At 37.9% G+C, this 24,071-nt stretch carries 21 protein-coding genes; 7 read left to right on the top strand and 14 right to left on the bottom strand.

Translation table 11 applies throughout. From position 1 onward, the window contains the following. Nucleotides 1–36: 36 nt before the first annotated feature. The 4 genes from JK629_RS07810 to JK629_RS07795 all read right to left on the bottom strand — a co-directional run bounded on the left by JK629_RS07810 (nt 37) and on the right by JK629_RS07795 (nt 3,637). Nucleotides 37–771: a helix-turn-helix transcriptional regulator gene (locus tag JK629_RS07810; RefSeq protein ID WP_202335104.1), complete on the bottom strand. Its 735-nt coding sequence runs from the start codon at nt 769–771 to the stop codon at nt 37–39. 64 nt (nt 772–835) lie between these two features. Then, entirely contained in the window at nt 836–1,483 is a 648-nt protein-coding gene (locus JK629_RS07805; RefSeq protein ID WP_202338021.1) for an IS3 family transposase, read from the bottom strand. 193 nt (nt 1,484–1,676) lie between these two features. Then, nucleotides 1,677–2,048, bottom strand: coding sequence for a transposase (locus JK629_RS07800; RefSeq protein WP_202335103.1), 372 nt, complete (start codon nt 2,046–2,048; stop codon nt 1,677–1,679). 188 nt (nt 2,049–2,236) lie between these two features. Next, nucleotides 2,237–3,637 carry a hypothetical protein gene (locus JK629_RS07795; protein ID WP_202335102.1) on the bottom strand — a complete coding sequence of 467 codons (1,401 nt, stop codon included), beginning with the start codon at nt 3,635–3,637 and terminating at the stop codon, nt 2,237–2,239. A 199-nt stretch (nt 3,638–3,836) separates the two neighbouring features. Here JK629_RS07795 and JK629_RS07790 point away from each other — a divergent pair, with 199 nt between their 5' ends. Beyond that, nucleotides 3,837–4,892, top strand: coding sequence for an IS110 family RNA-guided transposase (locus tag JK629_RS07790; protein ID WP_202335101.1), 1,056 nt, complete (start codon nt 3,837–3,839; stop codon nt 4,890–4,892). A gap of 336 nt (nt 4,893–5,228) precedes the next feature. Here the strand turns inward: JK629_RS07790 and JK629_RS07785 are convergent, their stop codons facing one another. From JK629_RS07785 to JK629_RS07765, 5 genes are all read right to left on the bottom strand, one after another. After that, nucleotides 5,229–5,528: a type II toxin-antitoxin system RelE/ParE family toxin gene (locus JK629_RS07785; protein WP_202335100.1), complete on the bottom strand. Its 300-nt coding sequence runs from the start codon at nt 5,526–5,528 to the stop codon at nt 5,229–5,231. Further along, the gene (locus JK629_RS07780; RefSeq protein WP_202335099.1) at nt 5,521–5,772 is read right to left on the bottom strand and encodes a type II toxin-antitoxin system ParD family antitoxin; all 252 of its coding nucleotides are present in this window, start codon (nt 5,770–5,772) and stop codon (nt 5,521–5,523) included. Before JK629_RS07780 ends, JK629_RS07785 begins: the two co-directional genes overlap by 8 nt. Before the next feature lie 249 nt (nt 5,773–6,021). Further along, nucleotides 6,022–6,720, bottom strand: a complete 699-nt coding sequence (locus tag JK629_RS07775) for a hypothetical protein (protein ID WP_202335098.1) — start codon at nt 6,718–6,720, stop codon at nt 6,022–6,024. 30 nt (nt 6,721–6,750) lie between these two features. Further along, a complete protein-coding gene (locus JK629_RS07770; RefSeq protein WP_202335097.1) occupies nt 6,751–7,200 on the bottom strand; it encodes a hypothetical protein in 450 nt (149 codons plus the stop codon). A gap of 527 nt (nt 7,201–7,727) precedes the next feature. Then, complete coding sequence (locus JK629_RS07765) at nt 7,728–8,492, bottom strand: TrkA C-terminal domain-containing protein (protein WP_202335096.1); 765 nt, start codon at nt 8,490–8,492, stop codon at nt 7,728–7,730. Nucleotides 8,493–9,269: 777 nt separating this feature from the next. Here JK629_RS07765 and JK629_RS07760 point away from each other — a divergent pair. Continuing rightward, a complete protein-coding gene (locus JK629_RS07760) occupies nt 9,270–10,175 on the top strand; it encodes an Abi family protein (RefSeq protein ID WP_202335095.1) in 906 nt (301 codons plus the stop codon). Between the two features lie 457 nt (nt 10,176–10,632). Here the strand turns inward: JK629_RS07760 and JK629_RS07755 are convergent, their stop codons facing one another. The 3 genes from JK629_RS07755 to JK629_RS07745 all read right to left on the bottom strand — a co-directional run bounded on the left by JK629_RS07755 (nt 10,633) and on the right by JK629_RS07745 (nt 14,464). Further along, nucleotides 10,633–12,912: a T9SS type A sorting domain-containing protein gene (locus tag JK629_RS07755; protein WP_202335094.1), complete on the bottom strand. Its 2,280-nt coding sequence runs from the start codon at nt 12,910–12,912 to the stop codon at nt 10,633–10,635. Between the two features lie 105 nt (nt 12,913–13,017). Continuing rightward, a complete protein-coding gene (locus JK629_RS07750; protein ID WP_202335093.1) occupies nt 13,018–13,398 on the bottom strand; it encodes a helix-turn-helix transcriptional regulator in 381 nt (126 codons plus the stop codon). Continuing rightward, nucleotides 13,382–14,464: a tetratricopeptide repeat protein gene (locus tag JK629_RS07745; RefSeq protein WP_202335092.1), complete on the bottom strand. Its 1,083-nt coding sequence runs from the start codon at nt 14,462–14,464 to the stop codon at nt 13,382–13,384. The genes JK629_RS07750 and JK629_RS07745 overlap by 17 nt, the downstream gene beginning before the upstream one ends. A 399-nt stretch (nt 14,465–14,863) precedes the next feature. Here JK629_RS07745 and JK629_RS07740 point away from each other — a divergent pair, with 399 nt between their 5' ends. Together JK629_RS07740 and JK629_RS07735 are read left to right on the top strand one after the other, a co-directional pair. Continuing rightward, a complete protein-coding gene (locus JK629_RS07740; RefSeq protein WP_202335091.1) occupies nt 14,864–16,336 on the top strand; it encodes an aminopeptidase P family protein in 1,473 nt (490 codons plus the stop codon). A gap of 26 nt (nt 16,337–16,362) precedes the next feature. Then, nucleotides 16,363–17,556, top strand: coding sequence for an alpha/beta hydrolase family protein (locus tag JK629_RS07735; protein WP_202335090.1), 1,194 nt, complete (start codon nt 16,363–16,365; stop codon nt 17,554–17,556). Nucleotides 17,557–17,582: 26 nt separating this feature from the next. Here the strand turns inward: JK629_RS07735 and JK629_RS07730 are convergent, their stop codons facing one another. Continuing rightward, nucleotides 17,583–18,677, bottom strand: a complete 1,095-nt coding sequence (locus tag JK629_RS07730; RefSeq protein ID WP_202335089.1) for a sensor histidine kinase — start codon at nt 18,675–18,677, stop codon at nt 17,583–17,585. After that, entirely contained in the window at nt 18,678–19,436 is a 759-nt protein-coding gene (locus tag JK629_RS07725) for a LytR/AlgR family response regulator transcription factor (RefSeq protein WP_202335088.1), read from the bottom strand. It abuts the gene before it with no gap. Nucleotides 19,437–19,605: 169 nt separating this feature from the next. Here JK629_RS07725 and JK629_RS07720 point away from each other — a divergent pair, with 169 nt between their 5' ends. The 3 genes from JK629_RS07720 (at nt 19,606) to JK629_RS07710 (ending at nt 23,967) form a co-directional block, all read left to right on the top strand. Beyond that, complete coding sequence (locus JK629_RS07720) at nt 19,606–20,802, top strand: C45 family autoproteolytic acyltransferase/hydolase (RefSeq protein WP_202335087.1); 1,197 nt, start codon at nt 19,606–19,608, stop codon at nt 20,800–20,802. Between the two features lie 105 nt (nt 20,803–20,907). After that, the gene (locus tag JK629_RS07715) at nt 20,908–22,074 is read left to right on the top strand and encodes a serine hydrolase domain-containing protein (RefSeq protein WP_202335086.1); all 1,167 of its coding nucleotides are present in this window, start codon (nt 20,908–20,910) and stop codon (nt 22,072–22,074) included. 27 nt (nt 22,075–22,101) lie between these two features. Then, complete coding sequence (locus JK629_RS07710) at nt 22,102–23,967, top strand: M61 family metallopeptidase (RefSeq protein WP_202335085.1); 1,866 nt, start codon at nt 22,102–22,104, stop codon at nt 23,965–23,967. Nucleotides 23,968–24,071 lie beyond the last annotated feature (104 nt).

Genomic DNA, 24,071 nt, shown 5'->3' with positions numbered 1-24,071 from the left:
TTAGAAAACCATTTACACTTTGTATAAATCCGACATTTAAAGCTGTGATGGTGAGAGTCCTGTATTTCGCTTGATTTCATAATTAAGATGTGAATGGTCATAATAACCGCACTCAAATGCAATATCCAATAAACTGCGATTTTCACTCGAGTTTTTAATTATGTTCAAAGCATTTTGAAAACGAATTATGTTTGAATATTCTTTCGGTGACAGTCCAATGAATTTTTTGAAATTTCGCTCCAATTGTCTCGTCGTTATGAAATGTCTTCTAGAAAGTTCGTAAATACTCATTTGCCCGTTTGTGAAATGAATATCCCCAATAACCTTTTGTAATTGGTTGAATTTGGTAATTATTCTTTCGGAGTAAAAATGGTCAAAATAATTAAATGGATTTTCTATTGTTTTATCAAGATTAAATGAATTAGATTTTTCAAATTCTACGGTGTCGTTTGTCAGCTCATTTTGTGAAGTGTAGCTGTAGAAATTTGAAAAAGTTGCAGGTTTTAAACAAACACCTATTAGGTGTGTATCCTTATCAATTAAGCTATCTTTAAATGAAGTCATTGCTCCAACCACATAGGTTTTCCCAAATTCCATATTAGTCGATCCGTTGTCAGTCAAACAAGAATCTCCCAAATTCATTACAATACCGGCACAGCCATCTGGAAAAACCCGTTCCCATTGTCTTTCAACTTCGTTTCCTCTCAACTCCCAATAGAAATGAATATAGGGTTCTAATTCTTTGTAAGGTTTTATTTTTTTGTACTTCATTGTTAAGAAGTGTCCTTTGTTACAATGTCTTGTCCTGAAATATGGCTACAGGTTAAAATTGATTTTACGCTGTTTTTAAATATACCATATTTGGTGTTTTGAAATTTAAAGATAAATGTAATCTTATTTCATTGTATAATTTAATTGCATTTTTTGTCGCTCTTTTGGGGTGGGCCATGTCCGTAAAGGTCTGGTCGAGATAGAATTCATCTTTCAATATACCGTTTACGCCTTCTGCCAGGGCATTTTCGTAACAATGATTTTCTTCGGTCATACTAATATCTATCCTGTTTCTTTTAAGTATTTGGGTGTAAACATTGCTACAGTATTGTATGCCTCTGTCTGAATGGTGAACGAGCCCATCAATGTCCTTAGCTTGGTACAGCGCTTTAGCCCTAACGCACCCTTTAAGCTCCAGACTGTTGCTAAGGTCATAACCAATGATTTTTCGGGAATGCATATCTGTTATGAGTGCCAGATAGCAAAAGCCTTTTATGGTTCTGATATAGGTAATATCACTGGCCCAGACTTGGTTGGGTCTTGTGACCTTTACATCCTTTATGATGTTTTTGTATTTCCTGAACCTGTGCAAGGAGTTTGTTGTCCTGGAGCTGTATTTTTTTCTAAGTGTCAGCATACCGTGCTTTCTAAGGATACTGAACAATGTATCCCTGCCAATTTTCAGGTTGGCTTTGCCAAACTCATCAGTGATCTTTCAAGTTTCCTCACGCCTTCCCGAGGAAGGGATCTGCGTCTTTGTTTCACTATGGCCACTACCTTTTTCTCAACTTCTAAACGTTCATTTGCTCTACGTTTGTATTTGTAGAAAGCATCACGTTTTAGTCCGAAACAGGCTGTTATAGTGCTTAGAGAGGCAAATCCCTTAGATTTTTCCTTGGCCTTTATCAGGGCTTGATACTTAGTTTTTTTTTAAGTTCAAGTACCGATTTGTAACCCAGTTTCTCGGCTGCCACTTCTAGATAGGAATCCTCTATCAAGGCATCCATATCCTTTTTCAAAAGAAGTTTCTTGAGCTGTGCTATCTCTTTCTGCAGTTCTTTTATTCTTGTTATCTCATCCTTTGTCTCCACTTTTACTCTGGTGTTCATTAGGTCCTTGCGGTTGTACTTCCTGATCCATTCATTGATGGTGGTGGGGTTGATCCCGTAGAGTTTTCCTAATTGGTTCTTGTTTAGTTTTCCGGTGGTAAGTTCGTCCAGAATTTTCAGTTTAAATGGTTCTGAATACCGTCTGATCACTTTGTCATTTTTGTACATAATGTTTAAAATTATGTAGCCTTTATTCAGGACGGGTCATAATTACACACAACGGTTTCGGGTATGAAACGTAGGGCATTTCGGAGCTGCGTACTTGTCCACCGAGACTAAGCTTGTTAAGAACCCAAAACTTACGGAAACCAATGTCCGCCCTATGTTTTATACCCATTGTTGTGTGCCGTATTTTTTTAATGTTTTGATTTAAATCCGTTCGAGAAACTTCCCGAATTACTGTCTCCTTTGAAGTTTATCTGAACGCTGTATGATTTTACTTTTTCTAACTTTTCTGTCTTTACTATGAATGAGTTTATTCCTTTTTTAGACTTTGTTTTTAATGAACCGATTACTTCATCATTTTCATAGTCTTTGATTTCAATCTCAATATCGAATTTGTCTAAAAAGTAGATTTCTATTTTTACTTTATTATTCGAAATGCTGTAAATATCTCTAATGTTGTTTTCGTCTATTATGTAAGTTCTTTCCCGTTTTGTCCCTTTTTCTATTCCTTTAATCTTCGAATAGGTAATTATTCCTTGAACGTTTCCAAACTCTACAAATGGCATTGGAAAAAACGGAAGAATAAAATAGCGGTAAGGGTCAGGTGTAGCTTGCACTATTTTTTCATAGGTAAATCCATTGATTGTGTCCTTACTCACTCCTTGAAGGAAAAACCCTTTTTGTCCACCTTGCTCAATAAGTTTTAGTTCTGTTGAGTATTCTTTAAACGGAATGAACTGATTTCCGTAATAGTAACCGCTGTCTGCTACCTGCATTAAAAATTCTTCTGGTCCATCTTTTGAACCGCTTAGATAGTTGTAGCCTTCAATCTCCATTTTAAGAGACTTCTTTCCGTTAACTATTGTATCTCCAATGTACCTGACGTTTTTAAATTGTTTGTCTTCGTATTCAGCTAATCCTGTTGAGTCGTTGTACCATTTTCTGCGATAAAACAATTGGATTTCATCTCCTGGTTCAATGTCAAATCGATTGCTGGTTCTAAAGTCGTTTTTAATTCCTTCCGAAATGTCATTGTAATTGTCTCCGTAAAGTTGTTTTGTATAAAACTGTCCATTACTTGAAACCGCTAATGTTTTCAAGTCAGGAATAATTACAGTATAAATTTCTGAATTGTCAGTTCTGTAATATTTTCTTGGAGTTTTGTCGGTTGCAATTAAACTATCTCTTGGGTAGCTCCTTCTTGTGTCAATGTATTCCAGTGAAGTTTTTACTTGGTTTCCAAAAAGTGTTGCTATTTGTTCTTCCGTTTCGTTGTAGTCAATATTATGAACCGTTTCAAGGTTTCTGTTCAGAAGTCTATAATTGCCGTCATTAAAGGATTCGAAATATATTTCGTTCTTTTCAATGTTCGTGTAGTCAACAAAGTCTTCCGTTTTGAATTTTAGAAAATGTCCGTTTTCTATCAATGTGTCTTTTAAGTCCGTTCTTACTTGAAGTCCGATAAACTCATTTTTTTGGTCAAAGTAGGTCGCTCGAACATAGATTTTCGATTCAGCCAATTCTTTTCTGCTTTCTTGTCCAAAGCCTAATTGAGTTAGAAAAAGTAAAGTCAGAAGTATTGTTATTCTCATTAATCGGGTTTCTTTATATGGCACACAACGGTTTGTGTAAGGATAGTTGCGTGTGCAAGCAACTAACTTACTAAAAATGGAACAAACCAGAGGAAAATCCGTAGGATTTTCCGAGTAGGCTAGAGCCAAGCAATTATTTTTAGCATTTATGAAAAAGCAGCGAGTCTCGTATCTTTAAAGTTCACCAAAACAATAAGATATGAAATTAGAACCCACTGCCCAACCAAAGTTATACATTGGCATCGACATTCACAAGCGGAGCTGGAAAGTTCATTGTGCCACCGACCTGTTTGGCGGCAAGTCATTTGCTATGCCCCCAAAACCTGAAGTATTATACGAGTATGTAGCCAAGCATTTTCCCGACCATCAGGTTACCACCGCTTATGAAGCTGGCTGTTGCGGGTATTACGCCCACCGCAGTTTTAAAACCTATGGCTGGAATTCCCTAGTGGTCAATCCTGCCGATATCCACCGCAAGGGAAAGGAACGTTTTACCAAGACAGATAGAATAGATGCCCAACTGATAAGCAGGGAGCTAAAGGATGGCAGGTTTGAAGGCATCCACGTTCCCGATGTGGAGCGGGAGCAGCTGCGCAGTCTCTTCAGAAGAAGAAACGATCTTGTCAAGGACTATAGGCGCATCAAGAGCCTTATAAAAATGCAGTTGCTGTATTTTGGCATTGCTATTCCCGAGGAGTTTGACAATGACCACTGGAGTCACAAGTTCCGCAATTGGGTGGACGAAGTGGCCTTTGCATATCCATCGGCACGTGAGACACTGGACAGCAGGATGCGCAGCTTCAGGTTCATAGACCAGGAGCTGCGAGATGTCTCCACAAAGATGCGTGCCTATTGCCGCAAGCATTACAAGAAAGATTATTATTTACTGAAAAGTGTTCCGGGCATAGGTGGTATAGTAGCCTGCGGCATCCTCTGCGAGCTTGGAGATCTCAGGCGTTTTAACAGCATAAAACATCTGGCCGGCTATGTCGGGCTGGCACCGGGAATCCACCAGAGTGGCGACAACCAAAAGAGCACGGGAATAACCATGCGGGCACATAGATTGATGCGCAGTTATTTTATAGAAGCCTCCTGGCAGGCCATCAGGACAGACCCGATAATGCAGACCTATTATCGCAGGCATTTGGGAAAAAACGTCAAATCAATAATAATCAAGGTCGCCCGTAAATTATTGAGCAGAACTTTAGCAGTCATAAAAACAGAAACTCCTTATGAAATAGGGGTCATTGAATAATAAACAGATAACTAAGCTCACAAAGAAGTAGATTTACCTGTATCACAAAACACCGTGGGTGATCCAAGCAATTGGAATCACATTTTATAGCAAGTGGCCAGGTTTATTATAACTTATAATCATACAGATGCTGGTGACGACCAATACGAGTTGATCACACATAGGATGCGGAGCAAGTTATAAGTATTTAACTGTTGACAATCAATCAGCAAAAAGGAGAGGATTGCCAACAGTTAAACACCCCAAAATCATCATTAAAAGCTGATTAAAATAAAAATATTATTTTTGAAGAACGGGATTAGTGCTTTTCATAGGATGCTGTGTTGTGTGCAGTTTTTATTCTGCTATTCTTGTCTTTAAGTCCATTCTTTCGTGTAATATTCTCGTTATCTCAACATAGTTTTCATTCAGAGTTCTGTAGAAAATTATATGTCGATTTGCTTTCATTCCGAAAAGTTGTTTTGAAATTCCATTGTAATTTTTTCCTAATTCTGGATTTTCAGCGATTTCTTTACAAGCGGATATTAGTCCGTCGTAATATTTGTCCGCTTGCTGTTCAGAACAAACCTCAAAAGTGTAATCCCAAATTTTTGATAAATCCTCAACAGCTTTATTGGTTAATTTATATTTAGCCATTTGAGTGTTTTTTCGCTTTTAGCGATTCAAGGTGCTTTTTTGGGTCAAAGTCGTGAGCTATTCCACTGTCAATTCCTTCTTGAATTGCTTTTTTCAAAGCAATCACTTTACTTTCTTCTTCTTCCAAAAGTCTTAATCCAGCACGAATAACTTCGCTAACGTTTTTAAATCTTCCTTCGCTTATTCGGTTTTGAACGAATTGGTCAAAATAATTTCCTAGTGATATTGATGTGTTTTTGTTCATTTGAGTACTAATTTTATCAAATATACCAAAATTTGGTATAAAAATAAAATTTCTCAAATTGCACACAACGGCCCTGGCTATGAGTATTTTCGTCGTGCCTCCGACGAGCGAAGCGAGAGGAAGGCAGAGCTACTTAACTTTGCAAGTACACACCATGCTGACACGAGCACAGCGAAGTATCTTTTAGCCTACTATTGTTTCTTTATAAATTATCAGTATTCCTCCTTGTCAGGTGTCTATATACTCCTATTAATCAAACATCTTTTGTTTATTTGATTTTCCATAGAAAGTTGGAGTAATATATTTTCCTTTTCGAGATCCTTTTTTCTCTATCACAGCTTTTTTACTTTTCGGATGTAATTGCATATATGCGTCATTACGTTCTGCATATACCGTCCAGGATACTTTTGTATTAGGCGCGCCGGCTACTGTAAATTGATTATCAAGTATTTCTTTTGCTACATAGGGTTGAGTAGGTGTCCCGATAGCTGTTAATTGATAACTTACATTGGTGTTTATTTTTTCAAAATAGTCCGGTAAGTGGACCACCGCCCGTCCATTAGAATCTAGTACTATAGTGCCTCGATACATATTGGTTACTTCATTAGATTCTATACAAAAATGACGTAATAACTTGGTATCTGGTTCTAAAGGATGATCTGCAATAAACGTTTTAGTGCCGCTAGCGCCAAAATCTCCATCAGAATATACCCCGTAGTAATTTCCTATACCTAAAACACCAATACCCCAGCCGGCAGCTGGCCTTGAACTTCCTTCAACTCCTATATGGTCATCTACATCGCCTCCTTGATATGAAAAGTCTCCTACACTAATAACACCGGTTATGGCATTATTTGTAGATCTAGCATATATAACGCCCCCACTTCCTTTATTTACAAATTGAGCTACCCCATACGTATTGGAAGTATTTGAATTTTCAATATACATGGCATTTTTATTAGTACCATTTTCATTTATTTAAAGACGAGCCAAACCTATTACATTGGGTATTCCAATATTACCGGTGCTTCCTACAGTGAGCGCAGTAGCATCATTAGTTTTTACTATTAAATTAGTAGCATCTGTTGTCCCTAGAAAGTCCGTTGTAGTATTGGTTCCTGCATTTCCTGAAAGACCCCATCCAGCCTCTCCTATAATTTGCCATTGGCTACCATCCCAATAATAAAACCCTTTTCCGGTAGTCGTATTGGTATTATATACCAATAAGCCTTCTGTAGAACCTCCATTAATGGGAGCAATTGTTGATAGATCGGTTATATCCACACGTGGTATTAAAATACCTTTATCATCACTATCAATATCTAATGCTGAATCGGGACTAGGTGATGTAGTATTGATACCAACTTGCGCATTAATTATATGAATAGATGTTATGGAAAAAATACAAAGAACTATGATCTGTTTCATGAAAATTATTTTTTTTAAAAGTTTTAAATGTAAGAAAAGTCAACAGTACAAGCCTCAAGCTATTATTACTTTTCTATAAAATGAATAATAACTTCGGTAAAATACATTTTTGTTACATAACGTATGTTTTAAATGCACCACAACGTTCCGTATAAAAACAGTGCGAGCTGGCGAGCTTGATTGTCCTGCGGACAATCAGGCGTTGCAAGGAGCACGGAGCTTCGATTCAAGATTAATTTAAGCATTGTTTTTATATATTGTTGTAGCATGCTTTTGGTCCGACAGAAAAAACATGGGTGTTCCAAAAATATCAAAAAAAGGAAGCCATTTTGTTTGCTGGAACATCTATGGAAGCCTACAAAATGCATGAACAGACATTCCTTCCATTAGCCATTTCGGTGATTAGTACAAGAGATAAAAGGACGTCACAGAAATTCAGAAGGCATCACATAAATAAGATGGTCTGGATTGATTGATAGACTTGACTGTATATGTTAATTTGTTTCCAAAGAGGGTGAAACAGCTTGTTAGGCCGTATTCATTCGTTCAAGTTGCTTCCGCTGTTCATCAAGATCACGCTTATGCTCGGCTTTTGCTTCGCGATGGGCCGCCTGATTGCTTAACGCCCGGGTAGAAAGTTCATTCAGGCGATGCTTTCGACCATACAGGACAAGCAGATCTCCGGGCCGAAGGCAAAGTTGATTTGGAGGAGCCCCAATGTAATCTTCGTCAGTGCGCTTCACTCCGAGTACAAGAATACCCTCGTCTCCCAGGTTAAGTTCCCCAATCGTGTGGTTCGCTAACCACGTATACTCTCCAATTTCAATCTCAACGATGCGATAATCCTCTCGAAGGTGCAGCAATGCAGCATAATCTCTCAAATCAAGCGTGGTGTAGCGGGCCAGTAACCGCTCAATAAGAGGCGTAAGCATTCGGTTAAAGATCCGACTTCGAGCCGGTCCTAAGAGCACGAATATTCCTAGCACCAGTACCAGCAAACGCTCGGGTGTCGCCTGTCCGGCTCCAACGAACGAGAGCAGCAGCGTTGCAATGGAAGACACTACACCGACGGAGCCGAGCCGAATGAGCAAGGAAGCAATCCGACGCCGTGCTGGATGTTTCACGATATTCTCTGCTTCGCCGGTTGTGAATCCTGCACCTGAGAAAGCTGAGAGCGCTTGGAATTGTGCTACTTCCTCCGATAGACCTGTCATCAAAAAAGCAACGGCGCCTATCCGGATTACCAGCATAGAAAGTGCTAATACAATGAGAAGAGAAACGACTGAAATCATAGCAGCTACTTTTTTGGAACAAGACCTCAAAGCATAACTATATAACAGGCTGCAAATTTACAGTCTATCACTCGTCAGATTTTAAGAACTTATTAAATCAAACCTCCTATAAATATAACGATTTTGCGTGAGCATAACTGCGAACGGCAGAATAATCAGATCAAAATTTGCTACAACATGCATATACACCATGAACTATTGCTGCTATCCCCCACATGTACGCAAGTATTTTTTTTATAACCTCAAATATAAGTCAATACATTATTAATTCACGGAAAACCGTAACAGCGTACATTTTAACTGGTAAGAATATCAAATATAAATCTTTTTGCTTTAGACTTTAAGATATAGTCCAACCATCCAACAATCCAACAATCCAATTATCTAATTGCTAATTGTTCATTGCTAATTGATAATTGTTTATTGTTCATTGAAAACCGGGAGAATACCAAATAAAAATCTTTTTTGCTGTATGCTGTAAGCTAGAGTCCAACAACTAAACGATTAAACATTTCCACAATTAAACAATTCAACATTTTAATTGCTCATTGCTAATTGGTCATTGCTAATTGTTCATTGAAAATCGGGGAGAATACCAAATATATCTTCTTTGCTTTAGGCTTCAAGCCATAAGCCATAGAGCGTAATTAAATAATTATAGCTAAAATATGTTGGTTTAAACCAAATTTCATCTTATATTTGCATCATCAATCCCCCGCACGCCTCTGCTTCAAGCGCAATTTGCGGGGCTTTTTTTTGCAATAAACTCAACATAAAATGAAATATGAAAAACCGCCCAAAACGGTCGAAGAACATATTGAAGTTTTAATCCATCGAGGTCTGAATATTACTGATTTTGAACGCGCCAAACAATATCTTAGAAACATAGGTTATTATCGATTATCCGGATATATGTATCATTTGCAGGAAAAAGATGGTTCACACGAATTTAAAGATAAAGTATCTTTCAATGATATTATTCTTCACTATCAGTTCGATAAAAAGCTTAGAGCCCTAACTATTGAATATCTTGAGCGTATAGAAGTAGCATTGCGCGCACGGCTAACCGATTATTTTGCCGTTAATTATGGCTTCTTTTGGTTCAGTCAGAATGATTTATATGATGACAAAGGTATTTACACCCTAATAAATGCTGAAATTGCAGAGAGATTTGAAAATCCGCAAGAACTATTTTTAAAATCGTTTAAAGAAAAATACACCTCAGAAAGTATTCCTCCCTCGAACATGGCTTTGGAAGTTTTAAGTTTGGGCAAACTAGCACGGTTATACAAGGGATTAAGTAATGATGCCGAAAAAATCGCAATTGCAAATGATTTTGGCCTTCCAAGTACCGTTTTATCAAGCTGGCTTGTTTATTTAAATAATGTAAGAAATATTTGTGCGCATCATGGCCGCTTGTGGAACAGGGGGATTACCGCAGATAGACCAACCATTCCTTCCAGAAAAAAGTATAGTTTTCATGGTAATTTACCAAATGATTTTAATAGAAGTTTCTACGGTGTTACTGCTATGTTAGATAGATTACTATATAATATAAATCCAAGCAACAAATTCTTGGAAAAATTGGTCTGCTTAATTGATGAATATCCTTTGATAAAGACACGTTTTATGGGATTTCCAGATAACTGGCGAGAAGAGCCTGCATGGAAAACAAAGGAATAATTTTAAGTCATCGCTGTAAGCAAGAGTCCAACCATCCAGCAATCCGACAGTCCAATTATCTAATTGCTAATTGTCCATTGAAAACCAAGGAGAATACCAAATATAATAATTTTTGCTTTAGGCAGTAAGCTTTAGGCTTTAAGCAAGAGTCCAACAATCCAACAATCCAATAATCCAATAAGCCAATAATCTAACAATCCAATTAGCTAATTGTTCTTTGCTAATTGTTCATTGATTCCATGCTACTGGGCATTCTATACTGAACAAAATAAAAATTAATCAATCCAATAATCAGTAATAAAAAGAATAACCATCAAAAAAATGGTTTCTGAACTTTCAGTCACTAATCGGAAGTATATAAAAATCTTACCATTTCACAGTCCCACGATCTAAAGTGAATAAAAAGGACCAACCCTAAAGTCAGCCCTTCTATATTTACTAAACTAAAAATAAATAATTAATCCTTGATGACCCGCTTAATATAAATCCCCTTTTCTGTGGTGATTTTTAAATAGTAAATGCCCTTTTGTAGATTGGATAAAGAAATTCTCTTTATAACTGAATACCTATTTACCTCACCACCCAAATTGTTATATAATACAAGTTCTTTAATCGTATGGTCGCCTGCTTGCACATTTATCTCATCATTTGTAGGATTTGGATAAATAATAATTTCGTTTGAAGTTGTATATTCAGGGCTATCCAATTGGTCCAATGCTACATTTAATTTTATCACCCCAAGGTCATTGGTCGCTAGATATACATCCACAGCATCCTGATCGAAAAAGTAGTCCATTGAGAAAGATAGGGAATGAACTATATTTTCCAAAGGAACGGCCTGCCACTCCTCTCCGTTATCAACCGAATATATAATTTGAGCCACCGTAACATCACTGGAATAAATTGATGCAACCAATTGTCCAGTAGATATTGGCGAATAAGCAACCTTTTGTATATTTGATGCAGTATATACCTTCTCCCAAACATCTCCCCCATTTATGGTTTTGTAAATACCATTGCTACTAGCTGCAATATATTCATCCGTATTGTTTGGATTTTGGGTAATATCATAAACAATTTCATCTGTACCCAAGGTTAAGCTATTATCCCGTACTTCCCAAACCGAACCTCCGTCTAGACTTCTATAGAGGCTATTATTAATCGATATCCATACCTCATTATTTTGGAAGGGGCTAAAATAGATTTCATATACAATTCCATTCCCAGGGGTTTGGATAGGCGTTTCGATTATTTGATTTAAGTTTGAAAAATCGAAAGAGAATAACCCGGCATCACGCATGGAAACCCATACTACATCTTGGCTGTTTGGATTTGGACTCAGTGCCCTAACGTCGTCAAAAAAAGTTTGATATAGCAGCTCGCGGGAGGCACCGTGGTTATTACTTACCTCAAGGAAAGCTCCTGAAAAAGTATCTGAAAATGAATAAATACGACCAAACGTAATAGGGTCCACAAAATACCTCGTAGGATTAGAAAGTGAAAATATATCTATTGGAGAAATATAATGGCTTTCGGTTTGGTTGGCAGTAAAATCCCTGTGGACTATGCCATCCTGTAAACTATAATACAAGTGGGATTCTAGGCCAGGTGCTAATCCTACCATAGAATTCTTATGGAATGGTACAGGAAAAATATCCAAGTTTGCTCCCCCATCAAAGGAAAACATGGGATACCAATCTGCTGTGATGAATACTTCATTTGAAGAAAATGGATTAAAAGAGGCATTGAATCCAAAGGTATAGGTTTCGGGTTCATTTTCGGGATAAACATAATTGGTCCACGTGTTCCCGGCATCTTCAGAGATTGATATTTCATTTTCCTCCAAGACTATTATATTGTCGTGGTTATTTGGATTATAGGTAATAAAATTAATACAATCTAGAGAGGCAGCGGTCCAATTTATATTTACTTCCTCCCAATTTTCTCCGCCATCCAAACTTTTATACAGAGCTTCGTTTTGACTTTCATCACCTATGGCGGTTCCCATCCACATAATATCAGCATTGACAGGGTGAAATGTGATTGGGTTAAAGGTTATGTCAGCCATCTTTTCTCTCCAATTATTTCCAGAATCATCCGAAATTAGTAAACCTCCTTGGGTGCTGTTGGGGCCAGCCCCTCGAGCCACATAGAGTTTATTAGGATTATTAGGAGCGATTGCTACGTTATTTGGATGTACCCCATCATAATTGACATTGTAATAAATTTCCTGCCAGGTGCTGCCGCCATCGATAGTGTAATATACTTTGGAAAAAGCATTAAAGGATTGATCCATAAATGATTGATGCACCAAAGCGATATTCGAGTCACCTTCATAAATACTATAACTGCTTATCCAGTCTCGGTACGAATTTGAAGGGATGGGGGCTATAAATTGCTGCTCAATACTTTCAGTACTAAGGTTGTAATAATATACACCATCTTCATCTGCAGTGCCATCAACAATAAAAGTTAGACTATGGTCTGTCCTGTATTTCAAGTCCTTTAGCATCACGATACTATTGGGAAAAGAGTAAAGCACTTGCCACTCTTGGCCTTTATCATGTGATACCATTAAATGGTTGCCTATACTCAAGGCATATAAAGTATTTTCAGTTGTGGGATCGAATGTTATATTGTATAACCTTCCGTATTCCTTTGCTCCTTGGAATTGTATTTGTCCATTACTTTTGAATGATAATAAGGTGAGCAGTAATAGTGAAATAATTTTTCTCATAAATAAGTTGTTTTTAAAATTTCTCAAATATTTCAAAATACACTGAGCCTACGCAAACTAAGAAACGGAAATAATGTGACCGTTTTCGGGAAATTTTGTGATAGCCTATATGCTGTAGAGATAATCGTGAATTTCTGTTCTTTCCGCAAGTCCAATCTTCTTTGCTATACGTTCCTTTCTTTTACGGCAGGCATCAGGTGAGATATTGAGAATGGCTGCAATTTCCTTTTGGCTTAAATTCATATACAAATAAGATATAAATCGAAGATCATTACTGTTGAGCGTAGGATGCTTGTTTTTTAATTTTTCCAAAAATCCGTGGTTTACAGCTTCAAAATGTTGTGTAAAATCTTTCCAACTTTCATCGCCTTTTATTAAATCGTTTAACTTTTTCAATCCCTGTTTTACTTTCGGGTTTTTTGTGGCAAATGTTTCAGTAGCTATTTTTTTTAAAATATTTTGAAGTATTTCATTGCGCTCTGTCACATAGAGTGCCCTGGTGGATAGCTTGCGGTTTTTTAATTTCTATTTCGTGTTTTAATCTGGAGTGTTCCAATTGTTGTTGTGTGGTCTTTTCCAACATTTGTTTTTCCAGGATTAATCTTTCACCCTCCTTTTCCTTAAGGGCCAGTAAGGCTTGTGCCCGTTCCCGTTCTGCTATCACTTTTTTTTGTCTGTTTTTTAAGTGGATATTTCTAAACCCCAATAGAACAACCAAAAAAAGAGCACCCAACGCACTCAATAGGCTATAATGGAATTTTCGTTCCTGTTGAAGTTGTAGCATACTGTTGGCAACATCTTGTTGAGACTTTTTTATTTCAAAGCTCAGCTTGTGGCTTTCAAAGTATTTTCCGTTTTTTATTTGGTGAAGGGAATCCCTATATTTTAAAATGGATTCTTTCATTACCAGCGCATCTTTATAATTTTTCTGTATAAAATGAATATTGGCCATTTGCTCCATCGCCGCAATTTTTGATTCCAAATCGGGTGAGGAATCCAAGGCTTTTCTTCCGAAATCCAAAGCCTCTGAATAGCGTTGCTGGTGTTGATCGATCTGGGAAAGCAATAAATAAAGATGGTTAACTAAATCAAATTCTTTTCTTTCTTCGGCTTCGCTTAGCAATGTCCGTGCCAATTCACTTGCTTTATTATACTCACCAGACAGATAAGCGTTTTCCGTTTTCCCAACCTTATTGATAAATGTAATATGGGAATCCGTTATGGCCACACCCTCAAGAATCTCAAAATAGTGGGAAGCCTTTTCCAATTCGCCCAGTTTATTGTAAATGAGTCCCAAATTTACTGCATATAGTGCGCTGCGTTTTGCATTCCCCATATTTGTAGCCAACCTTAAGGCGCGTGGGCCATATTCGGCAGCCTTATTGTACTCCTTATCGCTCATATAAAGTATTGCAATATTATTTAAAACTATCATTTCACGCTCCTCATCCAAATAACGTATGTCAATTTGATAGGCGTCAAGGTAATAATGCAGCGCCTCTCCGTAGTTCAATAGCGCATAATAGTTAGCGCCAATATTATTGAGCGCCAAAAAGGATTGGGCGTGCTATCTATTTTCTTTGGCCAGTACATAAGCTTTATTAAGATTTTCCAGAGAGGCATTATGTTCCTTTTTGCCAAGCTGTACGATACCCATCTTAATAAGGGAATCACAATCCACTTTTAACTGCGCCAAGGTTAGAAAAGGCAGTAAGCATATCACAAATATTGAAATATAAGTTCTCATTTATCTAAAACTGATTAAAGTAAAATTAGTTTTAAAAACAAAAAAATGTTACGTATTTATCGAATTGAAAAAGTAATTAGAAGCATATTTTATTTTAATAAAAATTAACAACTGTTTCACAAGGCTATTGAAGCGTTTCAGAACAATATTTCCGAAGCTGAACTTCAAAGTGATTAATTTGGTATGCTTAAATCTAATTGATATATGAACCTAAAATACATTATTGTCTTCAGTTATTTGCTGTGGGGAAATTTCGCTCTTTCTCAAGACCACTTGCCCACCGATTATCTTTCGGCGCAATTTCATAGAGAGAGGCGCGAGGCTTTTAAAAAATTGCTGCCATCCAACAGCATAGCTATTTTCTTTTCCAACCCCGTTCAAAACCGATCAAATGATGTGGATTATATATTTCATCAAGACCCGAATCTTTACTATTTCACCGGCTATAAAGAACCCAATGGTGTATTGATTCTGTTTTCGGAACCTCAGTACGTTGGTCATCAAGAAGTTGATGAAGTGCTATTCGTACAGGATCGCGATCCAAAAATGGAGCAATGGACTGGATATAGACTGGGGGCAGCAGACGCAAAGAAAAAATTAGGATTTCAGGAAGTTTTTACCAATAAGGACTTTTTGATGGATAAAATTGATTATTCAAAATATAACAAAATCTTGCTCTCAAAACCCAAAGGAGCCTATACCGATAATGTGAATGATAGTGCCGATTCCTATGATTTGTTTGAATATTTGCTAGCCAAGGTGAATTCGCTTAACAGTATCCGTAAAACTGATTCCAATCCAGATCTGAACCAACCACAGAACTCGAATTCCAGAATGGACACAAACGTGATTTGGGAAATTGTTGCCGGTCTTAGGGAAATTAAAACGGAAGACGAAATGCAACTTATGCGAAAAGCCATTAAAATTGCCGCCGTAGCTCAATGCGAGGTGATGAAAGCCATGCACCCCAATATGTCGGAAACTGAAATTCAGGGCATACACGAATACATCTACAAAAAATATGGCAGTGAAGCTGTCGGATATCCCAGCATTGTGGGCGCGGGCGCCAACGGCTGCGTACTCCATTATATCGAGAACAATAAGACCCGCGTTGGAAATGATTTGGTGCTAATGGACATAGGCGCAGAATACCACGGATATTCGGCCGATGTGACCCGCACAATTCCGGCAAACGGCAGGTTTACCGAGGCCCAGCGTACCATTTATAATCTGGTCTTAAAGGCACAAAATGCCGCCATTACGGACGCGGTGGTAGGAAACGATTTTTCAAACTTGGAGAATGCCAGCCGTTCTATAATAAACAAAGGCCTCATGGAGCTCGGTATTATTAGATCGGAGGAAGAAGGTCGAAAATATTACCCCCATTCCGTCGGGCATTATCTGGGGCTGGATGTACATGATGTTTCCCTAAAGGGAAAATTTAAACCCAATATGGTCATTACAGTAGAACCCGGCATTTATATTCCAGAAGGAAGCGATTGCGATCCAAAATGGCACGGAATAGCCGTGCGTATCGAAGATGACATACACATAACCGAAAAGGGGCCTATAAACCTTTCCGTTGATGCGCCCAGAACGGTGGAGGAAATTGAGGAGTTAATGAAACAGTCCAGTGTCTTGAACCAATTAATACTTCCAAATTTGAACACAAATTGATAAAATCCCATAAATTTTAAAATAGAATGAAACAGTTTATATTATTAATATTATTCCTTACAAACATTGTTTTTGCACTGCCCACAAGTTTCGCTCAATCTTCCAGAAAGATCCTGCCTTCCCATTCGGGAAAATATTCAGTGGGAGTACAACATTTTGAACTACAAGATCCCCTTCGCCAAGATTTGCTGGATTCAAGTAAAAGGCATCGTATCCCCATTAGTATATATTATCCCACTGCGGAAAACCTAAAAAACAAAAAAGCCTATATTGCTCATCCCGAATTGCTAAAACAGATGATTGCACAGGCCTATAACCACCAAGATAGTACCTCATTGTTAGCTATGGCCGCATATACTTCTCAAACCATTCCAAATGCGGCAATTGCAAAAACCTCAAAATATCCCCTGCTTTTGTTTTCCCACGGACTCGGAGTTTCCCAAAATAATTACCTTCTTTTTTTTGAGGAATGGGCAAGCAAAGGATATATCGTAATTGCTATCGAACACCCTTATGGCGGATTTACCATTTTTGAGGATGGACAACTATCAAGTTCACGTCAAGATCCGCAATTGGCCAGTCAGGATAAGGGTACATTGCTGAAAATTTTAAAACAATGGGCTATGGACATTTCCCTAGTCTTGGATATGGTCACCACAAATACCTCAAAACCTGGAAAAGCTTTTGCTGCCTACATCCGTACCCAATACATTGCCGCCATCGGTCATTCGTTGGGTGGAAATGCGGCAGTTTTGGCCTCCCTAAAGGATACCCGCATCAAAGCCGCTATCAATATGGATGGTGGCACTTTTGATGACAAGACAAACTTCACTTACAAAGCTCCAATTCTTACCTTGAGAAGCCAGCCTGTATATACTGATGAAGAATTAATAAGTAGAGGGAGAAATAGAACTGATTGGAACAGGATGGGACAAGAGATAGACGAAGCTTTTGCCGCGGAAATGTCGCACGCAACCCTCGGTTACGAACTCAAAATTGCCGGCGCTGCTCATATGACATTTTCAGACGCACCCTTTGTTTTGCCCGATATGATAACCCGCTTCGGAGGAAAGATTATTGAGGCCGAACGCGGATTTCGACTTATAAATGAAGTAATCCATATTTTTTTGGAAAATGTGTGGTCCCAACAAAATATTTCCTTCACCCAATTAGTTTCGGCATATTCCGAGGTTTCACTCAAAATATACCGAAATCGGTAATTATAAAAAACTAGTCTTTAGAAAATCTACCGTAACGGAATTTTTAGAATATTTTCTACCCCACATCCATCGGCCTTATTCCTTAGCGTAAAGGTAGCCCTATTCCCGTAAAGATTAATTAAACGCAATTTTAAATTTGAAATACCTACGCCTGTACTTTTGCCCGATTGAAAATCAGTAATCGGAGGACCGTCGTTTTTTAACGTTATATTAATAAATTCCCCTTCCTTTGAAATCGCTATTTCAATCAGCAACGGGCGGGTGGAGTTTTCATACCCGTGGTTTATGGAATTCTCGATCAGAGGTTGAAGGACCATCGCGGGAATCATTTCCTCCAAAAGTTCGGGATCAATATGTTCCACAATAGTTAGATTCTCAGGAAAACGCACTTTTAAAATCCCAAGATAATGGCTTAAGATTTCCATTTCCTTGGCTACCGTAAAAAAGTGGACATTGCTGTTTTTTGTAACTTCCCTAAAAAATGTGCTTAGATCTACCAAGGTTTCCTGCGCCTTTCTTTTATCCACATCTATCAACCCTATTATACAGTTAATGGTGTTAAACAAAAAATGGGGCTGCAGTTGGGAGGTAAGCATATTCATACGTGCGGTAACCACTTGCGTTTCCAAAAGACTCTGTTGTTTTTCACTCGCCCGGATTATACTGAAATAATAGTAGGTATAGATAATAAAAAGCATGGCAAAATATACCAAGAAATTGATGTCGATTACACTTAAAAAAACGTTGAGGCTCTTTTTGAAATCAAATGCATTCAATAAACCCACCTGGAGACGGTACACATCGGTTATAAATTGGATAACCACCCCAAGTATTAAAGCTAAAAAAAAGTGGAACAATAAGATTTTACGCCAGGAGGTACGCTTCAGGATCAACCGTTTGGTGTGCATCGCAATTATAAACATAATCCCTACAACGGTAATGGCGTCCAAAACGTAAATCTGAAAGAAAAAATTCTCTCCCTGCAACATGGGCGTACCTTTAAGATAGGCCGTGGAAAATACTTTTATCAGATTAAGGCAAATTGTAATAAGGTAAAAAATGGCCAGAATGATGGCCAGTTCGGCATCAAAATATTTTTTGAAATAATTTCGTAATTTCATCTAAATACCCAATTTCGCCATCAACTCCTTTTTTAGCGGTTTGCTTACGCTTATTAACCTATTGTCCTCCATGCGCACATCAATCTCTGAAAAATCGCTGTGCACTATTTCCTTTACGGCCTCCAGATTTACTATGGAGGAACGATGCACGCGAAAAAAATGCTCGGGGTCCAACTGTGTTTCCAAATTGCTGAGCGAATCCCGGTGCAGGTACTTGCCCTCTGGCGTGAAAATTTCGGCATAAACCCCCGAAGCAATAATATACTTAATGGTGTTGGTAGCAATCAGGCTTGTTTTGTTACCCTGTTTTATGGCCAATTTTTGAAGATAATGGTTGGAACGTTTGCCATATGTTTCCACGATACGTCGCAGTTCGGCCTCAAAATCGGAAGTTGTTGGCAGCTGTTGTTGGGCCAATACCTTCTTCACCGTTCTGTAAAACCTATCTTCCTTAAAGGGTTTCACCAAGTAATCGAAAGCGTCAAATTCAAAGGCTTTTAAGGCAAAATCATCATGTGCTGTAACAAAAATCACCAACGGCTTTTTATCCGATACAATATTTTCCAATACTTGAAAGCCGTCCATATCCCGGATGTTGATGTCGAGAAAAAGCAGTTCCGGCTGTAGATTGTTAATGGTCTCTATTGCCGAACTTCCATTGTTACATTCCGCCACTACTTCAATTTCCGCGATGTCTTTTAATAGATTTAATATGCGTTTTCGCGCAAATATCTCATCGTCAACTATTACAGTTTTCATTTAAGTAAATACAATTTTGTCTAATTAATTACTAGTAATTATCGGTTTAGTTGTTTGAATCATTTTTAGAGGGTTTCGGAACAAATACATTAAATGGGGATCCAATTTAAAATAATTTTATTCAATAATCAAAAACCAAATCAGTACCCTAATCCAAAATATTTGAAAAATGGTAAGATTCACTTTTTATCTCTTAATGGTTATCCTTACTTTAATCGGCAAGGTTAAGGCTATTGCAGCCCCAATAGATAGTTTGCCTGTAATTACTTTGTCCGGGACTCCTTATGAGAGAGGGGTAGCTCACGGTCAAAAGCTAAAAGAGCAAATTAAACAAGTTTATATAAAATGGAAACAGAACATTGAAAAGGAAACAAAACACGACCCAGATTCAATTATATCCCATTTTTTGAAAACCTCAAATTATCGCCAGGCCATAAAAAAATACACTCCCGAAATTTGGGAAGAGGTGGAAGGACTGGCAGCGGGTTCTGGACAATCAATAAACGATGTGTTTGCTTTTCAATTAATTGATGAATATTGGGGCTATTTAGATAGGCTTCAGCATAATTCCATAGATAAAGACCATTGTACTGCAATTGGAATAGCAGGTAATGGAAATACCCCTACCCTCGTAGCCCAAAACATCGATATTGACAACTTTATGAATGGCTATCAGGTGTTATTGCATATTAAAGAAGAAAAAGCAACACCCGAACAATTTATTATGAGCTGTGCTGGCTTTATAGGGTTTGCAGGCATGAATAACAAGAATGTTGCAGTAGTCATTAATGCCCTTACTGATTTGAATAATTCAATCACAGGTTTGCCTGTAACCTTTGTTACCAGAGGTATTCTTCAGCAAAAGGCACCCCATGAAGCCCTATATTTTGTGCAGAAGGTTAAACATGCTACAGGTCAAAATTATTTAATAGGTACCCCAGATAAGGTTTACACCTTTGAGGCTTCGGCAAATCAAGTGGTACAATTTAACCCCCGCGATAACAATGTGGTTTATCATACAAATCATTCCCTGACCAACCATGATGTAAAGCCTTGGATGGAAGAATATCACAAAAGAATTTTATCTGGGCAAGGGAAGCAGACCAATAGCCAGACCAGATTCTCAAGTGTGGAGCGGCAATTGGCCGCCCAGGCGCTAACACTAAACGCTGGGAATATTAAGCAGATCCTCAGTTCCAAAGAAAATTCTCAGTCTCCAATTTGTGTTAGTTATAGAGAAGAAGGTGTGGCATTTACGTTTAGTTCGGTAATTTTTAGCTTAGGCAACAGGCCTATGGCCGAAATTACAATGGGACCACCCGACACCAATACCTATAAAAAATATTTTTTGGAAAATGTGAGGTGACCCATATAATACTAACCAACTACCTGACTTTAACCAGCATAGTCTGTCTATTTTCTAAACTCCATAAATTTTACAAATAAAAGCATTAATAACATATACAATATTATGAGAACCAAAACTACCTCCATTGCCCTGACTTTTCTAGTTTGTTTATTGGTAACTGACACCCATGCCCAAAACGCACAGAAGCTGGCAAAGTTAAAACTAGACTTGCAAGTTTTAATTGATTCGCTACAACAAATAAACGGTTTGCCAGGCCTCACGCTTTCGGTAATTCTTCCCTCTAAACAGCAACTTACCTTAGCCACTGGTCTTGCAGATTCATTAACATTAAAGCCAATGGAACCTACCCATAGAATGCTATCAGGCAGTAATGGCAAAACTCTATTTATTGCTGCAGCTTTGATTCTTGCTTCCCAGGAATACTATGATTTAGACGACAAAATTGAAAAATTTCTCAAGGATGAACCTTGGTTCTACCGACTTCCAAATGCCCACACCATTACCATGAGGATGTTAATGAATCATACTTCGGGCATAGAAGAATATTACGGATTGGGCAATTTTATGGAGTTGGTAAAAGAAAATCCTTCTCGCAGTTTTGAACCTCTTGAAACATTGGAATATGTTTTTGATAGAGCCCCACTGTTTCCCGCTGGCACTGACTGGGGTTATGCCGATACCAATTTTATCCTTTTGGGATACATCTTGGAAAAGATAAGCGGCAAGACCATGTATAGCCTGGTGGAAAAACACCTGTTGAAACCTAATAAAATGGTTTTCACCGAACCTTCAACCTCGCAATATTTGAGTAAGCTCGCCACAGGGTACAGCCGAAAGGGGAGTCCGTTTCCCTTTGAAGGGGAAATGGTAAAGGAAGGGCTACTTGTTTTTAACCCACAATTTGAATGGATGGGGGGAGGTTTTATTTCGAATGTAAAAGATTTGGCCACTTGGACAAAACAGCTTTACAATTCTAGGAAAATAGGGGAGGCAATGCGGGCGGAAATGCGAACTAAAGTCCCTGCAAAAACTGGCAAAGATCACAGTTATGGCCTCGGCATACAGATTAGGCCTTCTACGCAGTACGGTGATAGCTACGGCCATAGCGGTTGGTTTCCTGGGTATTTAACAGATGCGGTTTACTTCCCTAAAAAGGATATTGCAATTGCGATTCAATTCAATACCGATGACCTATCTCAATTAAAAATGTCCCCCTACGACTATATTTTAACTATTGTGGAACTGGTGGCAAACCACATTCAAGAATAACGATTATTAAACTAATAATAAGCAATTATGAAAACGAAACTATATATATTAATCACGATTATAGCTTTTCTAGGTTGTAAAGGACACCAAATTAAAACTGATAAATTTTCAGGTATTTCTGCAACTCTTAACTTAGTGGAACTGACCAATGATAAAGTAAAGGTCACTCTAACATTTCCAAAAATCCATAAAAAAAACACCATTTTTTGTATTCCTAAAACCGTACCTGGCACCTATTCTACAAATAACTATGGCCAATTCATTGAAAATTTTAAAGCTACAGACAAAGATGGTGAGGCAATTGCCGTGAAACAGTTGGATCAAAATCGCTGGGAAATTTCCGCTGTAAGTCAATTGGCACAAGTAAATTATGAGGTAAACGATACTTATGATATTGAAAAAGAAGGTGGTGTTTTTTCCCCTGCTGGTACCAATATTGAAACCGGTAGAAATTTCATGCTTAACCTATACGCCTTTGTAGGATATATAGAAGGTATGGAAAATGTTCCTTATCAGTTGGAAATAAAAAGACCAGCTACCTTCTATCCTACTACTGCCCTTCCCTTTATTTCTGAAAAAAATGATTTTGCTTCTTCTAACGACCTATTTAAAATAGATCGCTATTTTGAATTGACTGACAACCCAATAATGTATGCCGCTCCCGATACCCTTTCCTTCCGTACCGGAAATATGGAAATCATTCTCGGGCTCTATTCGGCCACTGGAAAATACAAAGCACAAGATATTAAGCCCGCCCTGGTTAAGACCATGACCGCGCAAAAGAATTTTTTGGGCAACATAGATAATACCAATAAATACGCAATTTTGCTATATCTGTCAGATCCCTCAAAATTAGATGCCCGTGGTTCAGGAGCGCTAGAGCACAACAACTCTACTGTAGTGGTTTTTTCTGAAGACGTTAAGTTAGAAACACTGGAGCAATCCATCGTTGATGTGGTATCCCATGAGTTTTTCCATATCCTAACTCCATTAAACGTACATTCTGAAGAGATCCACTATTTTGATTTTAACAACCCAAAAATGTCAAAACACTTGTGGATGTATGAAGGAGTTACAGAATATTTCGCCCAACTCTTTCAAGTAAATCAAGGTTTGTGTGATGAAACTGAGTTTTATGAGCGAATGGCCGATAAGATTAATACTTCAAAACAATTTGACGACACAGTGCCATTTACCGTAATGAGTGAGTATATACTTACCGAGACCCATAAAAATAGTTTTTACAATGTCTATCAAAAAGGAGCCCTTATAGCTATGTGTTTGGATATACAACTTCGGGAATTGAGCAACGGCGAACGAGGTATTCTAGATTTAATGCAAGAATTAAGCAAAAAATATGGTAAAGATAGACCCTTTGATGACAACAAGATCGTAAAGGAAATAGGTAAGCTGACACACCCTGATATCGAAAAGTTTTTTAATACATATGTATATGGAGAAACCCCTATTCCATATGCAGAATTTCTTGAAAAAGTCGGTTTGACCGCCCGAGAAAAATCCATCAAAACAGACTATCTCTTTAAAGAGAAAGTGCCCTATGTGGATATAGATACTGATAATGGAACTATTTACTTCCGCAAGAGAATTAAGTTCAACAGCTTCTTGGAGCAGATGGGAGTTAAAAGTGGAGACATCTTGGTGGGCATAAATGAAACCCCAATCACTATTACAAATTTTCGGGAGCCTATAGTGGCCACTCGCCAATGGAAACCGGGAATGGATGTTACATTCCTTATAAAAAGAGATGAAAAGGAAATAGTACTTAAAGGTAAAACAAATACTCCCTCGGTATCTGAATGGGAAATAGTAAAATCTGAAGCTACAGAAAATGGGAAGGTGGCACAATTGCGCAAATCTTGGTTAAAAGGGTAGTTTTTTCATAGTTTGATTGTTGCGCAGTACCTGCCTCTCTTTCACAGGGCTGTTCTTACAGCCCTGTATTTTCTCTCTTGTGGTATACCCTCTAAAAAAAATAA

It is taken from the genome of Aequorivita iocasae, from assembly GCF_016757735.1.
Classification (GTDB): domain Bacteria; phylum Bacteroidota; class Bacteroidia; order Flavobacteriales; family Flavobacteriaceae; genus Aequorivita; species Aequorivita iocasae.
This window is presented reverse-complemented; position numbering and strand designations above follow the sequence as displayed.

What these genes read in the sequence shown, in the direction of transcription:
- JK629_RS07810 (WP_202335104.1), bottom strand. Translation starts at nt 771, where the DNA reads ATGAAGTACAAAAAAATAAAACCTTACAAAGAATTAGAACCCTATATT.
- JK629_RS07800 (WP_202335103.1), bottom strand. Translation starts at nt 2,048, where the DNA reads ATGTACAAAAATGACAAAGTGATCAGACGGTATTCAGAACCATTTAAA.
- JK629_RS07795 (WP_202335102.1), bottom strand. Translation starts at nt 3,637, where the DNA reads ATGAGAATAACAATACTTCTGACTTTACTTTTTCTAACTCAATTAGGC.
- JK629_RS07790 (WP_202335101.1), top strand. Translation starts at nt 3,837, where the DNA reads ATGAAATTAGAACCCACTGCCCAACCAAAGTTATACATTGGCATCGAC.
- JK629_RS07785 (WP_202335100.1), bottom strand. Translation starts at nt 5,528, where the DNA reads ATGGCTAAATATAAATTAACCAATAAAGCTGTTGAGGATTTATCAAAA.
- JK629_RS07780 (WP_202335099.1), bottom strand. Translation starts at nt 5,772, where the DNA reads ATGAACAAAAACACATCAATATCACTAGGAAATTATTTTGACCAATTC.
- JK629_RS07775 (WP_202335098.1), bottom strand. Translation starts at nt 6,720, where the DNA reads ATGTATATTGAAAATTCAAATACTTCCAATACGTATGGGGTAGCTCAA.
- JK629_RS07770 (WP_202335097.1), bottom strand. Translation starts at nt 7,200, where the DNA reads ATGAAACAGATCATAGTTCTTTGTATTTTTTCCATAACATCTATTCAT.
- JK629_RS07765 (WP_202335096.1), bottom strand. Translation starts at nt 8,492, where the DNA reads ATGATTTCAGTCGTTTCTCTTCTCATTGTATTAGCACTTTCTATGCTG.
- JK629_RS07760 (WP_202335095.1), top strand. Translation starts at nt 9,270, where the DNA reads ATGAAATATGAAAAACCGCCCAAAACGGTCGAAGAACATATTGAAGTT.
- JK629_RS07755 (WP_202335094.1), bottom strand. Translation starts at nt 12,912, where the DNA reads ATGAGAAAAATTATTTCACTATTACTGCTCACCTTATTATCATTCAAA.
- JK629_RS07740 (WP_202335091.1), top strand. Translation starts at nt 14,864, where the DNA reads ATGAACCTAAAATACATTATTGTCTTCAGTTATTTGCTGTGGGGAAAT.
- JK629_RS07735 (WP_202335090.1), top strand. Translation starts at nt 16,363, where the DNA reads ATGAAACAGTTTATATTATTAATATTATTCCTTACAAACATTGTTTTT.
- JK629_RS07730 (WP_202335089.1), bottom strand. Translation starts at nt 18,677, where the DNA reads ATGAAATTACGAAATTATTTCAAAAAATATTTTGATGCCGAACTGGCC.
- JK629_RS07725 (WP_202335088.1), bottom strand. Translation starts at nt 19,436, where the DNA reads ATGAAAACTGTAATAGTTGACGATGAGATATTTGCGCGAAAACGCATA.
- JK629_RS07720 (WP_202335087.1), top strand. Translation starts at nt 19,606, where the DNA reads ATGGTAAGATTCACTTTTTATCTCTTAATGGTTATCCTTACTTTAATC.
- JK629_RS07715 (WP_202335086.1), top strand. Translation starts at nt 20,908, where the DNA reads ATGAGAACCAAAACTACCTCCATTGCCCTGACTTTTCTAGTTTGTTTA.
- JK629_RS07710 (WP_202335085.1), top strand. Translation starts at nt 22,102, where the DNA reads ATGAAAACGAAACTATATATATTAATCACGATTATAGCTTTTCTAGGT.